15 protein-coding genes are annotated in these 14,629 nt (G+C 57.8%); 6 read left to right on the top strand and 9 right to left on the bottom strand.

Translation table 11 applies throughout. The features are described from left to right. Positions 1-85: 85 nt before the first annotated feature. Positions 86-1,309: an HD-GYP domain-containing protein gene (locus tag ACZ46D_RS00475; protein WP_464928078.1), complete on the top strand. Its 1,224-nt coding sequence runs from the start codon at positions 86-88 to the stop codon at positions 1,307-1,309. Positions 1,310-1,685: 376 nt separating this feature from the next. Here the strand turns inward: ACZ46D_RS00475 and ACZ46D_RS00470 are convergent, their stop codons facing one another. Continuing rightward, positions 1,686-2,099 (bottom strand): PilZ domain-containing protein, encoded by a 414-nt coding sequence (locus tag ACZ46D_RS00470; RefSeq protein WP_464928077.1) that lies wholly within the window; start codon positions 2,097-2,099, stop codon positions 1,686-1,688. A 201-nt stretch (positions 2,100-2,300) separates the two neighbouring features. On the opposite strand from ACZ46D_RS00470, the gene ACZ46D_RS00465 reads away from it, so the two are divergent. The 3 genes from ACZ46D_RS00465 to ACZ46D_RS00455 are packed head-to-tail and all read left to right on the top strand — an operon-like array spanning position 2,301 to position 4,203. Next, positions 2,301-2,567 (top strand): cupin domain-containing protein, encoded by a 267-nt coding sequence (locus ACZ46D_RS00465; protein WP_464928076.1) that lies wholly within the window; start codon positions 2,301-2,303, stop codon positions 2,565-2,567. Positions 2,568-2,581: 14 nt separating this feature from the next. Further along, positions 2,582-3,679, top strand: a complete 1,098-nt coding sequence (locus tag ACZ46D_RS00460) for a phosphotransferase enzyme family protein (protein WP_464928075.1) — start codon at positions 2,582-2,584, stop codon at positions 3,677-3,679. Then, positions 3,676-4,203, top strand: coding sequence for a DOMON-like domain-containing protein (locus ACZ46D_RS00455; RefSeq protein ID WP_464928074.1), 528 nt, complete (start codon positions 3,676-3,678; stop codon positions 4,201-4,203). Before ACZ46D_RS00460 ends, ACZ46D_RS00455 begins: the two co-directional genes overlap by 4 nt. A gap of 93 nt (positions 4,204-4,296) precedes the next feature. Here the strand turns inward: ACZ46D_RS00455 and ACZ46D_RS00450 are convergent, their stop codons facing one another. The 4 genes from ACZ46D_RS00450 to ACZ46D_RS00435 form a co-directional block, all read right to left on the bottom strand. Beyond that, on the bottom strand, positions 4,297-4,959 hold the full coding sequence (locus ACZ46D_RS00450; protein WP_464928073.1) for a hypothetical protein: 663 nt from the start codon (positions 4,957-4,959) through the stop codon (positions 4,297-4,299). 275 nt (positions 4,960-5,234) lie between these two features. Continuing rightward, on the bottom strand, positions 5,235-5,606 hold the full coding sequence (locus ACZ46D_RS00445) for a PIN domain-containing protein (protein ID WP_464928072.1): 372 nt from the start codon (positions 5,604-5,606) through the stop codon (positions 5,235-5,237). Further along, positions 5,603-5,809, bottom strand: coding sequence for an AbrB/MazE/SpoVT family DNA-binding domain-containing protein (locus tag ACZ46D_RS00440; protein WP_464928071.1), 207 nt, complete (start codon positions 5,807-5,809; stop codon positions 5,603-5,605). The genes ACZ46D_RS00445 and ACZ46D_RS00440 overlap by 4 nt, the downstream gene beginning before the upstream one ends. A 106-nt stretch (positions 5,810-5,915) precedes the next feature. After that, positions 5,916-7,067 (bottom strand): THUMP domain-containing class I SAM-dependent RNA methyltransferase, encoded by a 1,152-nt coding sequence (locus ACZ46D_RS00435; RefSeq protein WP_464928070.1) that lies wholly within the window; start codon positions 7,065-7,067, stop codon positions 5,916-5,918. Positions 7,068-7,295: 228 nt separating this feature from the next. Here ACZ46D_RS00435 and ACZ46D_RS00430 point away from each other — a divergent pair, with 228 nt between their 5' ends. Next, complete coding sequence (locus tag ACZ46D_RS00430) at positions 7,296-7,496, top strand: hypothetical protein (RefSeq protein ID WP_464928069.1); 201 nt, start codon at positions 7,296-7,298, stop codon at positions 7,494-7,496. 142 nt (positions 7,497-7,638) lie between these two features. Here ACZ46D_RS00430 and msrB read toward each other — a convergent pair whose 3' ends face one another. The 4 genes from msrB to katG all read right to left on the bottom strand — a co-directional run bounded on the left by msrB (position 7,639) and on the right by katG (position 13,629). Continuing rightward, positions 7,639-8,706: a peptide-methionine (R)-S-oxide reductase MsrB gene (gene msrB / locus ACZ46D_RS00425; protein WP_464928068.1), complete on the bottom strand. Its 1,068-nt coding sequence runs from the start codon at positions 8,704-8,706 to the stop codon at positions 7,639-7,641. A gap of 66 nt (positions 8,707-8,772) precedes the next feature. After that, positions 8,773-9,570 carry a tRNA pseudouridine(38-40) synthase TruA gene (gene truA / locus ACZ46D_RS00420; protein ID WP_464928067.1) on the bottom strand — a complete coding sequence of 266 codons (798 nt, stop codon included), beginning with the start codon at positions 9,568-9,570 and terminating at the stop codon, positions 8,773-8,775. 470 nt (positions 9,571-10,040) lie between these two features. Next, positions 10,041-11,216: an MFS transporter gene (locus tag ACZ46D_RS00415; RefSeq protein WP_464928066.1), complete on the bottom strand. Its 1,176-nt coding sequence runs from the start codon at positions 11,214-11,216 to the stop codon at positions 10,041-10,043. A gap of 202 nt (positions 11,217-11,418) precedes the next feature. Next, positions 11,419-13,629 carry a catalase/peroxidase HPI gene (gene katG, locus ACZ46D_RS00410; protein ID WP_464928065.1) on the bottom strand — a complete coding sequence of 737 codons (2,211 nt, stop codon included), beginning with the start codon at positions 13,627-13,629 and terminating at the stop codon, positions 11,419-11,421. A 404-nt stretch (positions 13,630-14,033) separates the two neighbouring features. Between katG and ACZ46D_RS00405 the strand changes: the two genes are divergently transcribed. Continuing rightward, positions 14,034-14,603: a glycine zipper 2TM domain-containing protein gene (locus ACZ46D_RS00405; RefSeq protein ID WP_464928064.1), complete on the top strand. Its 570-nt coding sequence runs from the start codon at positions 14,034-14,036 to the stop codon at positions 14,601-14,603. The last annotated feature ends 26 nt before the right edge of the window (positions 14,604-14,629 follow it).

Genomic DNA, 14,629 nt, shown 5'->3' with positions numbered 1-14,629 from the left:
CTGGGCCTTGGCGTATATTGATGGGAGTGGAGCCATTCATCTGCCCTGAAATCATAACGCCAATGCCGTCAGGTCGAGCGCCATCATGATCAAGAAGGTCCCCCTCGAAGAAGTCCAGCCCGGTATGCATATCGAGCGTTTTGATTGCAGCTGGCTGCACCACCCCTTTATCTTCAACAGCAAAATGGTCAAGAGCCACGGCGAGATAGAACGCCTCAAAACCTGGGGCGTCACCCACGTCTACATCGAAATCGGCCACAACCCTGATCCCGCCCCAGTCAGACTGGAAAGGCCCCCGCCGCCCGTGGAATTCGAGCGCATTGTCACCCCGCAAACAGCGCGGGTTGACCGCGAGCTCAAGCATATCCCGATCCGCCATGAGCTTGTCCGGGCCGAAAAAGTACGGCAGCGGGCCAGCCAGGCCGCGCAAAACATCCTTGCCGCCGTGCAGACCGGGAAAAAGGTCCAGACCAGGGAGGCCAAAGCGGCGGTGGGTGAGCTGGACAACTCCATCTGCCACAACAAGGACGCGCTCTTTCTGCTCATGCGGTTGCGCAAGAAGGATGAATACACCTTCGACCATTCGGTCAGCGTGGGCGTGTTGCTCCTGGCTTTCTGCCGAGCCATGGGCTTTGACCAGGAGACCACTCGGGCCATCGGTCTTGGCGGACTATTGCACGACGTGGGTAAGATGGCCGTGCCCCTCGCCATCCTCAATAAACCCAGCGCCCTCAACGATGAGGAATTTAAGAAAATCCAGCAGCACGTCATCCATTGCCAAGAAATTCTGGCCACCAGCCACAACATTCCCGTGCCTGCGGCCCAGATAGCCATGGAGCACCATGAACGGTTCGACGGCACCGGCTATCCCCACGGCCTTGCCGCTGACGCTATCAGCCTGGGCGGACAGATGGCCTCCATTGCCGATGTCTTCGACGCCCTGACCTCGGACCGCTGTTACCGCAACGGCATCGACCAGGTCGAGGTGCTGCGCAAACTCTATGGCTGGAGCCGCAGCCATTTCAACGAAGGGTTGGTGCACCGCTTTATCCGCTGCATCGGCGTCTATCCGGCCGGCACCCTGGTTCAGCTGGAAAGCGGCATGCTCGGAGTGGTGGTGGAATCGACCGACAACCTGCTGCGCCCCGTGGTTCGCCTCATTTATGACACCAAGCACGACTGGGCGGTCAGCCAGAAAGACATCGATCTCTCCAAACCCAATGGCAAGGGCGGCGGCGACCGCATCATCAGCTATGAATCCGCCAAACGCTGGCGGATCAACCCTCTCAAGGTTCTCGGCATCACCTGATCCCCCGGTCCAATACCGACCTTCCCCCACTGCGGTTTACCGACTTCCCCCCATATATTTCCCTTTCCCGCTCGGGTACAGTGCCAGTATTAAGCCCCACGCGCCCTGGCGGGCGTTCCTGGCATTGGCAAAGAAAGGGGAACCCATATGGTCTGTAATTTTATAAAACAGTGCGGTTTTTTCGCTGTGCACGACGAGGGGAAAGAGATACGCGAATATTTGGCAGGACTTTATTGCGCTGGAGACTTTCGCGCTTGCGCGCGTTACCGGGCCGCGCTGGAGATGGGACAAGAACTGGTTCCCGACGATCTGTTCCCAAACGAAGATGATTTCCTCAGCCTGTTTGCCAGGTCCGTGAACCAGCGGGAAAGCGCGATCAGCAAGGCCTGTCGCATTCGCTGCCCTGGCCGGCAACCCGGTTCCCCGCCAAAAAAGACTGCAGCATCAGCCGATCCCCTTCCGTCAACCCGTCAAACTCGCAGCCAACACTGACATTGCTCACCATCGGGAGATCCAGCACCCAGCGCACCGTGAGCGGCATGGCCCTGTCGCAGAAAACCTCCTCCCCGTTGCTGAGCCGGGCAAGAACGAGCTGGCGCCCAAGCTCCAAGGAATTCCACTCCTCCCGTTTCACGGTAAAGTGCACTCCCCCCAGACTCAAATCAAGAACCAAGGCGGAAAAGGAAAACTGCCCGAAATCAGGAAAAACGAAGACCCCACAAATATTTTCTCCCGGAGAAAAATACACCCGCGATTCTCTTCTTTTCTCATGAAACCCGCCAGTCATCATCTTCCCCCTTGTGGCCCAGGCAGGCCTGCCAATCTGCGACCGTGATTGCCGAATCATCCCCTTGCTTCCATTTTTATATCTGGGGATATTTCTTTTAGCAAGCCCTACCTCAACCCCCTGGTCTTAGGAATTGACAAAGAGAGAGCCCACGGCTATCTGTTAACAACAGCCATTCCATGAACATTGACCAAGGAAATCCCCATGCCCATCACCATTGAAAAGCTCTCCCCCAAAAAACGCGCGGCCCTGCGCCTGGACCAATGGCCGATCTGGCAGTGCGAGCCCTCGGCCTTTCCCTGGCATTACGACCAGGAAGAATCCTGCTATATCCTGGAAGGCGAGATCACCGTAACCACTGCGGACCAGACCGCGCACATCGTTCCCGGCGATTACGTGACCTTTCCCAAGGGCTTGGATTGCCAGTGGCAGGTGCATACCGCGGTGCGCAAGCACTACCTGTTCCGCTGAAACGGACTTCCCCCGTGACCGATCCTGCCGCCATCGCCCGCCAGTTCGCCTTTCCCGGCGAGGTACTCTCCGTGGACGAGTACGGCTCCGGCAATGTGAACGACACCTATCTGGTCCGGGTTGCAGGCGGTCAGAGCACCTTGGACTTTATCCTGCAACGCCTCAATCCCGCAGTGTTCCCGCAACCAGAACAGATCATGCACAACCTGCGGGCTCTTGACAACCATGTCCGCCCCAAACTGCTGGCGCACCCCGAGCATCGCTGGGAACTGCCGAGCATCATCCCCAGCCTAAGCGGCGCTGATTATTGCCGAGATGAGGACGGGGCCTTATGGCGGACCCAAACCTTTATCGCCGACACCCAGACCTTCGACACTATCAAAAGTGAGTCCCAGGCCGAAGAAGCGGGCCGGGCACTGGGCTTTTTCCATGCCCTGATCCACGACCTGCCCGCGCATCTGCTGCACGACACCCTGCCGGGCTTCCATGTCACCCCCGGATATCTGGCGGCATACGAGGCTCTGGCCGCCTCCCCTCCCCGGCCGGACCAATCGGAGCAAGCGCTTTTCTGCCACCGCTTTATTGCCGAAAGAAAAGAAGCGTCCGAGGTGCTCGAAGCCGCACGCCTGCGGGGAGAGCTGCACCCCTGCCCGATCCACGGCGATCCCAAGCTGGCCAACATCCTCTTTAGCCGCGATACCGGTGAGGCCATCAGCCTCATCGATCTGGACACCGTCAAACCCGGCCTGCTCCACTACGACATCGGCGATTGCCTCCGCTCCTGCTGCAATGGGGCTGGCGAAGAGGCTCCCCTGGCCGAGGTCTCGTTCAACCTCGCCTACTGCGGTGCCATCCTGCGGGGATACCTGCCCCAGGTCGCCCCGTTTTTTTCCGTTGCCGATTATCGCTACATCTACGACGCCGTCCGGCTCATCGCCTTCGAGTTGGGGTTGCGCTTCTTTTCCGACCATCTGGCCGGGGATGTGTATTTCCGGATCAGAAGGCCGGGCCAGAACCTGCACCGGGCCATGGTTCAGTTCGCCCTCTGCCAGAGCATCGAGGCGCAGGAGGCGGAGATCAAAAATATCGTCCGGGATTGCCAAAAACCATGACCGCCTTCCGCCTGCAACCCTTTCCCGGCCAGGATTCCGGCGGCGTAAGCATCGAGGGCAGTATCGAGCGTACGCCCAAGACCATTGTGCTATCCTTTCTCCTGCAAGGGAATCTGGACGATCTTGTCCTCCCGGCCGCTACTGAGTGGGCACGGGGCGACAACCTGTGGCAATCAACCTGCCTGGAGATGTTCTGGGCTGAAGAAGGAGAAAAAAACTACTGGGAATTGAACCTTGCCCCGACCGGGGCCTGGAATGTTTACGCCTTTACTGATTACCGGACTGGAATGCGCCAGGAAGAGCGGATTGCCGAACCACATATCGAAACAACCCGCACACCGGTCAGTTTCTCTCTAACCGCCGAGCTTACGGTTGGCAACCTCCATGAAGACAAGGCCCCCCTCCGGGTTGGGGTCAGCGGAGTTCTCCAGCACCGGGATTCCCGGCTGAGCTACTGGGCCATCGCCCACCCGAAAGAGAGGCCCGACTTCCACGCGCCCCAGAGCTTTCTTCTCCGGGTGTGATCCCAGCTTGGTGCAGGATGGCGGTGAGTCGGCCCACCGCTAGTCAACGAATCAACAACGTCCCCTTTGATCTCAATCGAATGCAGCGACAAGCTATCGGTCTACACACTTGTTCGCCTCGACTTTCTCACAAGTATCAATAGGCATTAGTGAACTTTTAATCTCCGAAATTTTCTCTGGCGACAAAGAGAAAGTTTCAGGATCGTAGACGGATGTTTTGAAAAAGCGTGAGAGCAGATACATATCGCGCTTTCCTGCCACGGCAATGTACAATTCATAGTAAGCTTCACCGATTTTCATGCCAACGGAAGGAGATTGGACATAGCCACAACCACGAAGCATCGTAGAGGCTGAAAACTCGCCAATTCGCTCATCTCCCATATTTTTGTAGAAAGACTTCTCACAAAATTTTGATTTCCCTTTGGCTATGTAGTCAAGGAAGGTTTTGGGGGTGGAGTTTGGATAAGTAGCAAACCCTTTATAGGCTTCGATAGAAACCATTTCTTGCCATGTTGACGGCGTGTCCGCAACCCTTGCAAACAATGCCGAAAAAGAAGAACCGTCTGGCGCCGTGCTCGATTTAATTGGCGACGACAAATATCCGACAGGGAGCTTGTTTATGAGGTAATACCCAAAAATTTTGGTAGTAATAGTTGGTTGCCAACTACCCACATCATCAGCTTCTTCGGCCTTGGCGGGCGTACACCCTTGACAGAAAATGATTAGTAAAATAGTCAGATATTTAAGAAGCCTCATTACATATGACCCCATTAGAGTGTTAAGAAAAAGGAGGCAGATTTATTTTTGGGTGGCCCGTTCCTGGCTGGAAAGAAGAATCATCAAACATTCGGTCAATTCTTCTCGAATTAAAAAACCACGATAGGGAAATGCCTGTGTCAGGTCAAGCAGAAAAGGTGCTAAGCGTAGTGGTGTTTTGCGGATGATGTTCTATTGAGGTGCAAGCTGAATTCCAGGGACACCGTACTTAATTGTCGAGAATTCCGGTGACATCCATGCCCCCCCTGCCATTCTTATTTCTGGAAATAATTGACGCCAGGAATATTCTCGAAATGTATATCTTGGGTCCAAATTGTTGCATTGCTGTCCATGGCGGTGGCAAAGATGATACTATCAGCCATTGGCAGCTTGTATTGCAGGCTTATTCTGGATGCGGCAATTGCCAATCTTGTTGTAAGCGCAACAACAGAACCTTTTTGCATTACCGCGACAGCTTGCAATGCTTCATTCTCTCCGGATTCTCGCAGAACCACCTTCGATACTTCGTAAATAGTGATGGATGGGACAACAAGTGACTCAATATCCTGCAGGGGAATTTGAAAATGTTTTGCTGAAGGCTCGTCGGCGAAATATGCCAGCCAACCTGAAGAATCAACAATGTTCATATCCTGTCATTCTCTCGCTCAAAATCAGTGTTGATGCCTTTAAGGAATCCTCGAAGATCTGCGATGTCCCGCTCAGGAATAAGTTCAATTCTCCCTGCATATTCGACAACCTGCATTTTTTGCCCAGGGCGAAGATGCAATGCTTCCCGTACCTCGCGGGGAATAACTACTTGGAACTTTGGTGAGACTGTCACTGTTTGCATGATACACCCCTATCGATAGATTTATGGTATTACAATACAAGTATCGATACAAATCTGCAACTCTTTGGGGCAACAGCCAGGCGCCAGCCCTGTACCAGCTTACGCCTTAATACATCTCATATTTGGCCAAAACCCCGTCCAGCCCGCCGTTGCTCAGCGGCTTCTTCCAGGCGGGCTTGAGGCCGATCTTCTTCACCAGTTCCCGGTCGCCGAAATAGAGATAGGCCGTGGAGCCGGTGCATTTATGCTTGAGAAAACTGCCCAGCTCCCCCACCAGGGCCGCGGCCTCTTCCTGGGCGCCCAAGCGAACCCCGTAGGGCGGGTTGGAGACGATGACCGCGTTGCTGATCGGCTCAAGTTCCTGGAAGCGGCTGGCGTACACCTCCACGTTCTTGCCAGAGGGCAACTGGCCCAGGTTGATCCGCGCCGCCTTCACCGCCAGTTTTGCGGCGTCGCTGCCCATAATCAGCCCCTCGGGCAGGTCGCGGATCTGCGCATCCGCCTCGCTCCTCACCCGTTGCCAGGTCTCGGGCTCAAAGTCGGGAAAGCGCATGAAGCCGAAGCTCTCCCGCAGATACGAGGCGGGAATCCGGCAATACCGCATCAACGCCTCGCAGAGCAAAGTGCCCGAACCGCACATCGGGTCGATCAGGGTGCGCTCGCCGTCCCACTCCGTCAGGTCGATGATCGACGCAGCCAGGGATTCCTGGATGGGCGCTTCCACCGACTCCTGGCGGTAGCCCCGCCGGTGCAGGGAGGCGCCCGAGGCGTCGAGGCTGATCACCGCCGTGTTTTTGTGGATATGGAGGTTGAAAACCAGATCGGGGTTGCGCTTGTCCACGTTGGGCCGGGCGCCGAATTTCTCCTGGAACTGATCGACGATGGCGTCCTTGAGACAGAGCGAGGCGTACTGGGAATGGGTGATCTTGCTGTCGCTCACCGTGGCGGTGATGACAAAGGTCTGCTCGCGGTCGAACAGCTCGACCCAGGGGATGGTCAGCGCGGTTTTGTAGAGATACTTGGTGCTGTGGCAGTCAAAATGGAGGAGCGGGGCCAGCACCCGGGTGCAGAGCCGGGTCTGGTAGACGATCCGGTACAGGGCCTCGGGGGTGGCGGTGAAATAGACGCCCCGGTACACCGGGTTGATCTGGGTTGCGCCTAAGGCCGCCAGCTCGCGCTCGGCAAGGGGCTCGACATTCTCCGCGACCTGGGCGAAGTAACTGTTGTTTTTCTGATAAACAAAGGGTTCCAACACCATAACCTCGCGCAGCAGGAATTTATTTGCAGCAGGCGAAAATCCCGCCTCCCCATGGACATGCGATGATACACCGAAAAACGCGGAAATGCCAGGGGCAAGGCAAAACCCTGCCCCATTTCCAGCCCTCGCTCAACCGCCTGTTTTCTTCTCTTGCAATCCAGGAAAAGACCGGGTAACTCTGGCTGCGGAAAGTCAATTGCTTACAATGCGTTTTTGGGAGAAAAGACCATGGAATTCGAATCATTTGAACAGGCCTTGCACATCTGCATGACCGCCACCCCGGGCAGCGACGAGCAGGAGGCCGCCCTGATCTACTGCCTGGATAACGCCCCGCCCGAGCTCAAGGACAAGATCGCCGAGGGGTTGGCGAGTTTCCACAAGCCGCAGGGCTGCGGATGCGGCTGCAATCACGACCACAATCACGACTGAGTTTGCGCTGAATCAATTCCCTCCCCCCTGCGGGGAGGGTCAGGGAGGGGGGAACTCCCGATAATCCGGCACGTTCGGCTTCTCACCCACCCCCAGACCCCCTCCCGTCAAGGGAGGGGGACAAGCAGTGCCCTGTGGTCGCTTACTGTTTTTTCTGGAAAAGCGGGAGAAATTCCCCGTAGCCTTCCTTTGCCAGCTCGGCCACGGGAACAAACCGCAGGGCTGCCGAATTGAGGCAGTAGCGCAATCCCGTGGGCGGCGGGCCATCGGCAAAGACATGCCCCAGATGCGAGTTGGCTTCCCGGCTGCGCACCTCGGTCCGGGTGGTGAAGAGCTTCCGGTCTTCATGCTCGACGATTCTTCCCGGAGAGAGCGGCTTGGTGAAGCTCGGCCAGCCCGTGCCCGAGTCAAACTTGTCCAGGGAGCTGAACAGGGGCTCGCCGGAAACAATATCCACGTAGATGCCGGGCCGCTTGTTATCCCAGAATTCGTTGTGAAAGGCCGGTTCAGTGCCCTCCTCCTGGGTCACCTTGTACTGCAAGGGGGTGAGCCGCTTGCGCAATTCCGCCTCGCTCCATTTCTTGGCAGCTCTCCCCTCATCCCCCCAGATCTTCTCCAGAAATTGATCCCTGCCGGAACCGCCACGGTAGATACGGTAGCGGATGGGGTTCTTCTTATAATAATCCTGGTGGTACTCTTCCGCCGGATAAAAAGTGGTGGCCGCCAGGATCGGGGTCACGATGGGCTTGGCAAAGACCTTGCGTGCGGCCAGCTCGCTTTTGGATTTCTCGGCCAGCTGCCTCTGCTCTTCGTCCAAATAAAAGATGCCCGAGGTGTAGGCGTGGCCCCGGTCGACAAACTGGCCGGCGCTGTCGGTGGGATCGATCTGACGCCAGAAAACATCCAGCAGCTTCGTATAGCTGACCTTGGCCGGATCATAGACGATCTCAATCGCTTCCAGATGCCCACCGGCCCCATAGTTCTCATAGGTGGGGTTTGCCGTCCGCCCTCCGATGTAGCCGGAGGTGACCGAAAATACCCCGTCCAGCTGCTCAAAGGGTTTTTCCATGCACCAGAAGCAACCCCCGGCAAAGATCGCCTTTTTGGTTTTTTCCGCCGCTCCTGCCCCCGGTGCGCTCAACAGGCTCACCAGAGCAAGGCCCAACAGAAGAAGGGACGCGTTCTCCACTATCTGCCAGATCATCTTCATGCGATCACCTTTCTGATATTTTTTTACGCTTTATCAGACAATAAGCACGCACAGAAAAAAAAACGATCAGAAAAAAGCCGGCTGCAAGACCTCCTCGACCAGGAAGCCATCCAGCTCCTCCTGGTCGTAAAAGGCGCGTTCAAAAAACAGCCCCTGGCTCGGGGCGGTGTATTCTTTCAGCACCACCGGCTTCTCCAAAAACTGCCCCACCTCGGCCACGGTAAGCTGCCCCTTGCCCACCTCGACCAGCACCCCGACAATGCGACGCACCATCTTCCAGAGAAAATGCGAGCCCACGATGCGAAAGAGGATGAGATCCTCGGTTTCCGCGATCTGGGCCTTGCTGACCATGACCAGCGGGGATTTCTTCTTGATCACCTGCAGGTCGGTGAAGGAGGTGAAGTCGTGCATCCCCACCATAAGGGTCGCTGCCTCCTGCATGAAGCCGGCGTGTAGGGGCTCAGCAATCTGCCAGACATAATCCCGGCCCAGGGCGGTCTTGCGCTTGGCAATCTGGTAGAGATAGCTGCGGCCGATACAGTTGTGCCGGGCATGGAAGCGCGCCCCTGCCCTTTTGCATTCCAAAATGGCGATATCCTTGGGCAGGAGTTCGTTCAAGCGTTCCCCGATCTCCTTGGGGCTGTGCTCGGTATGCGCCTCCAGATGGGCGACAAACCGCAGTCCGTGCACCCCGGTATCGGTGCGGCCGCTGCCCTGCACATCCATCTCTCCTTCAAAAAGTTCGGCCGCCGCCTTGAGCAGGCTGCCCTGAATGCTTTTGGCGTCATTCTGCTTCTGCCAGCCGCTGTATCGGCCGCCGTCAAACTCCAGGGCCAGCTTGAATCGTTTTGGGTGTTCGTTCATGGTGATGGTCCTTTAAAAAGTAGCCCGGAGATTTCGGGAAAAATAACGCTCATTTTGCTGTTATTCGCTCTTTCTTCTTTTGCGTGCCCAAAAGAAGAAACAAGAAAAAGGCACCCCAGCCAGTCCTGGCCCTGCGGGCTTCCCTTACTTCTCGCCGGGAGCGGGACGCGGAAAAACTCGGGCTTCGCCCTCAGACAGTTCCCGCGTCTTTTTCCGCCCCCGTCTGCGAGGCGCGGCAGGACAAATGGGGGAAAGGAAAATCCCATTGGCACGCAGCCGAGCACCGGAGAGGCTGCCGAAAAGGGGATTTGCACTGTTTGAGCGCAGCGAGTTTGCAAAGCCCCGGCAGCATCGAGGAGCACAGGGCATCCCGCCTTCGGCGGGACAAGGGACACAGGGGGCCTTTTTTTTGGTTCGTTTCTTTGGGCAAGCAAAGAAATGAACATACGAACTCGCCGCCTTCTCACTTCTCATTTTTCAGATTCCTGCCAACCCACCGCCTGCCGCCGCGTTGCGCTGAACCCGATAAAGGCAAAGCTGCCCGCCACAAAACAGAGGACAAACAGGCCGCTTCCCATGAAGGATGCGCCATAGCCCCACTCCCGGTTCAGGCTCCCGGACACCACTGCGGCAAGAAAGGTGGCCAGGGTGCGCACCCCGTAGAGCAGGCCGGAGTTGCCGCCCAGCCGCCCGGAAGGAAAAAGCAGCGCCACCAACACCCCCAACTCCAGCAAGGCCACCGTATCGCCCAGGTTGTGGAGCAAGCGGATGACCACCAGGCTCCGGATGCCGACAGCCAGCGGGGTCAGCACCTGAAACAGCGCAGAAAAGGCCATGCCCCCGAGAAAGAAGAGGAACACCGATCTCCGTTTGTCGTGAAACCTGCCGACCAAGGGGACGGCCAGGGCCATCCACAACCCCATGCAGGCAAAGACCAGGCCTATCTGCCGGGGAAGCAGCCCGAACTTTTCTTTCAGCAGCAGGGAAAAAGAGGTCTGCTCCACCCCGAAATGGGTGCCCAGCACAAAAAGGCAGGCGAGCAGCAGCAGGGGCTTGAACCGGAGAATATCCCCGCTGTATTCCTTAAAAGAAAAGACAATGGGCTCATAATCGACCAAAAACAGCGAGAGACAAAAAATGGCCCCGGCCCCAGCCATGGCCAGGGAGAATAACAGGGTGGGCGAGGACATTTGCACCACCAAGCCGCCCACCAGGGGACCAAGGCCGAAGCCCAGATAGGTGCTCAACTGGTAGGTCGCCACCCTCCGGCTCCGCTGGATCTGGCCGAAATGCTTGAGGTAGAGGGATTCGCTCACCACCACCAGGGCCGCGCTCCCCAACCCCCCGACACACACCGCCGCCAGAACCCAACCAAAGGAGCGGGCAATCAGGAGGGCAGCAAAATATCCCCCATAGAGCAGCGCGCCGCAGAGCATGGTCCGTTTGGGCGAAAAGATATCGGAAAACAGTCCCAGCGGCAGCATCAGCGCCATGGAGGAGAGGGAAAAAAGGCCGATGGCCATGCCGATCTGCAAGTCGCTCAAGCCATAGCCCTTGAGAAGCAGGGGCAGATAGGCCAGCACCAGCCAGTGCGTGAAGTAGATGAAAAACCGGATGGTGATGGAGAGCAGTATCTGGCGACGCATAGGGAGTCCCTGGTTAAACGGAGTCGATCCTCCCTTCTAGCACGCTTACGCCAAAGAGGCAATGCGGAGTTGGGCCGGGAACTACCCAGGCGAGAGACCCTGCGGGGATCGCTCCGGTTCAGCGGCATCCCGCTGCCGCTGAACCGGAGGTCAGCTTGCTGTTTTTTTCTCCCGGTCAGGAGCCATAACCGTTATGCCACGATCAGATACGGTCGAAGCGGTCCAGGTTCATGACCTTGTTCCAGGCTGCGACGAAGTCGCGCACGAACTTTTCCTTCGCATCGTCCTGGGCATAGACCTCGGCCAGGGCGCGCAACTGCGCGTTGGAGCCGAAAACCAGGTCCACGCGGGTACCGGTCCACTTGAGTTGGCCGCTGACGCGATCACGCCCCTCGAACACCTCTTCGTCTGCAGGGGTTGGCTTCCAGGTCGTGCCCATGTCGAGCAGATTCACGAAAAAGTCATTGGTGAGCGTCTCCGGCCGCTTGGTGAAGACGCCGTGTTGGGACTGTCCGAAGTTGGCATTTAAGACCCGCATGCCGCCAACGAGGACCGTCATCTCAGGAGCGGTGAGCGTCAGCAGTTGCGCCCGATCAACCAGCATCTCCTCTGCCCTTACGGCGTATTTGGTTTTCTGGTAGTTGCGGAACCCGTCTGCTTTCGGCTCGAGTACACCGAATGACTGCACATCGGTTTGCCCCTGCAACGCATCCGTGCGTCCCGGCGTGAAGGGAACGGTGACCTCGTAACCGCCATTTTTTGCAGCCTGCTCGACACCTGCGCACCCGCCCAGGACGATCAAGTCGGCAAGCGACACCCTCTTCTTGCCCGACTGCGCGCTGTTGAACCTCTTTTGGATGCCCACAAGGGTCTGCAGCACAGTGGCAAGTTGGGCCGGCTGGTTGACCTCCCAATCCTTCTGCGGGGCAAGACGAATACGCGCCCCGTTTGCACCGCCGCGCTTATCAGAATCTCGGAACGTGGAGGCCGACGCCCAGGCGGTAAAGACCAGTTGGGAGATCGACAGGCCCGAGGCAAGGATTTTGGCCTTGAGGTCCGCGATGTCCTTGGCGTCGATCAACCCATGATCGACTGCGGGCACCGGGTCTTGCCAGATCAGGTCCTCCGCCGGGACCTCCGGGCCGAGATAGCGCGAACGCGGGCCCATGTCGCGGTGGGTCAGTTTGAACCACGCCCGGGCAAAGGCATCCGCAAACTCCTTGGGGTCGTCCAGATAGCGCCGTGCGATGGGCGCGTAGATCGGATCGAACTTCAACGAAAGATCCGCCGTGGTCATCATCGGCCGGTGCTTCTTCGAGGGGTCGTGCGCGTCAGCCACCATGTCCTCTTCGTCCACGTCCTTGGCCAGCCACTGATGCGCGCCGGCCGGGCTCTTGACCAGTTCATACTCGTATTTGAGCAGCACCTTGAGATAGCCCATGTCCCAGGTGGTCGGGTTCGGCTTCCAGGCACCCTCGATGCCGCTGCTGATGGTATCGCCGCCCTTGCCGCTACCGAAGCTGCTCTTCCAGCCGAGACCCTGCTCTTCGATGGGAGCGCCTTCAGGTTCCGGGCCCACATGCGACGCAGGGCCGGCGCCGTGACACTTGCCGAAGGTGTGGCCGCCGGCGACCAGCGCCACGGTCTCTTCGTCGTTCATGGCCATGCGCGCGAAGGTTGTGCGGACGTCACGGCCGGAGGCAACCGGATCCGGTTTGCCGTCCGGACCTTCCGGGTTCACATAGATGAGGCCCATCTGCACGGCCGCCAAGGGATTTTCCAGATCCCGGTCACCGCTGTAACGGCTCTTGGGCTTGTCGCTCGTAGCCAGCCATTCCTCTTCACCACCCCAGTAGACATCCTCTTCCGGCTCCCAGATGTCCTTGCGGCCGCCGCCGAAGCCGAAGGTCTTAAAGCCCATCGACTCTAGGGCGCAGTTGCCGGCGAGGATCATCAGGTCGGCCCAGGAGATCTTGTTGCCGTATTTCTGCTTGATCGGCCAGAGCAGACGGCGCGCCTTGTCGAGGTTCACATTGTCCGGCCAGCTGTTGAGGGGGGCAAGGCGCTGATTACCGGACCCCCCGCCCCCGCGGCCGTCGCCCATGCGGTAGGTGCCTGCGCTGTGCCACGCCATCCGGATGAAGAGCCCCCCGTAGTGACCCCAGTCGGCCGGCCACCACTCCTGCGAGTCGGTCATCAGGGCGTACAGGTCTTTCTTCAGGGCGGCCAGATCGAGTTTCTTGAATTCTTCCGCGTAGTTGAAATCCTCGCCCAGGGGATTGGACTTGGCGGAATGCTGGTGCAGAATATGAAGGTTCAACTGGTTCGGCCACCAGTCCCGGGTGGACATACCGCCGCCGGCTACTTGTTTGCTGGTTCTGCCTGTTACCGGACACTTGCTGTTTTCGCTCATCTTCGTTCTCCTTTGAGGTTGAAGGTTGCAAAGCTAACAAAGTGAGTGTTAGGGCTATTTTACGGCATGACCCGCACGTCAAGGTTCCTGCGCGGATAATCCCCTTTTTCGATGCTGTCATAAAGGTCGTGTGGCGGCAGGTGGCAGGGAGACCGAACGGTGCGCGGCTTTGCGCCATCTTTTTATTAATATAGCAAAATAACAGCAGGACCACAAATACGCCGTCCCATACATATTCATAGCGGTTTTTCTCCGAACCGGACCCGACATCGGGTCGACATTGCCCTGGCTACGCCCCATGTCGGCTGGAAAAAGCGATGATTCTCCCGTACGGTGAAATTGAAAATTGGGTCGTACTTTATTTTGCAACACAGCCAAAAAGTCTATTCTCACAAGGAGGGAATATGCTGAAACGAACCCTGCTCGCAACATGTGTCGGAATATTGCTGGTCAGCCAGAACGCCATGGCAGACAGTGCCGCCCAAACCGGAGCCTTCGGCGGCGCGGCCGGAGGTGCCATTCTCGGCCAGGCCATCGGCCGCAACACCAAGGGAACCCTGCTGGGCACCGCCATCGGCGGGGTGCTCGGCTACATGGTCGGTAACGAAATGGACAAGGGACCGGGACAGCCGAGCCAGCGATATTACCCGCCGCCCAGAGTTGTCCAGCAGTATGAGGAGCAAGCCCCCGCCGATTGCCGGGAGGTGGAGGTGCTGGCCACGGTGGACGGCCGACCGGAACGGGTCTATAGCACCGCCTGTTACGAAAACGGGGCCTGGGTTCTCCAGGACGACAGCCGCCGGGTGGTGAGCCAGACGGTGATCATTGACCGCGACCGCTATTATCCGCCAGCCAGGGGCTACTACCGGGACAGGGGAAGGTCCCATTGGGAGGAAACCAGATACCGTCCCCCGTATCATGGCTATGCTGAACGGGGCCGGAACTGCAACAACACCCGGATCATCTTCCGCTGAGCACGAGGAGAAAAAATCCCCGGACC

The organism is Thiovibrio sp. Mzg5 (assembly GCF_055379285.1).
This window is presented reverse-complemented; position numbering and strand designations above follow the sequence as displayed.